Source organism: Aeromonas sp. S12(2024) (assembly GCF_041402305.1).
GTDB lineage: Bacteria > Pseudomonadota > Gammaproteobacteria > Enterobacterales > Aeromonadaceae > Aeromonas > Aeromonas veronii.
The window spans coordinates 1-568 of sequence record NZ_JBGLRB010000052.1 but is presented as its reverse complement, the minus strand read 5'-3'; the positions used below and the strand labels follow the sequence as shown (position 1 = coordinate 568).

Sequence of the window (568 nt, the reverse complement as noted above, 5' to 3'; positions counted from 1 at the left end):
GCGCTGTTGCTGCGATAGCCCTGGGCATCAAAGCCATCCCGGTTGGTGACCAGACTGCCCTCAATCTGGGAGTGGGTGCCGTCGTGCCAGAACACCCGGAAGGAGTTCTCTCCCCCCAAATAATCCGCTGCGCACACGGTCTTGGTCGTGGGCAGGCCGTAGTGGCTATTGGGGCGGTAGCCGGATGAGTCAAAACTGCTGCTATCTCTGGCAAAGCCCATACCTTTTGCATACCCACTGTGCGTGCCATCCGCCCAAAACAACACAAACCACTCGTCGGTAAGCAAACACGCCGCCACCAGGCGCTTGCTGCCAGTGGGATAAAAGGACCAATCTCCAGTTGATTGAACGGCGCCAACACCTCCCGTTGTCGAGAGCAAGCTATGGGTGTGGTCATTCCACATAAGATACTTACTGCCATCAAAGTTCTGGAACGCGGCGGCCAGGGTTTTGCCCGCCGGCCAGCCGGACAGGGTGTCGTTGCGGCGCATCCCCCGCGCGTCAAAGTCATACCTGCCTTTGTAAAAGACCTTCTCGGCACTGTTATAGCAGGAGTGCGTGCCATCCC

The 568-nt window shown here is 58.1% G+C and carries 1 protein-coding gene; it reads right to left on the bottom strand.

Going from position 1 to position 568, the window contains the following annotated elements:
• Positions 1–568, bottom strand: a 568-nt coding sequence (locus ACB035_RS20490; RefSeq protein WP_371168036.1) for a hypothetical protein, incomplete at both ends; no start/stop codon positions are given.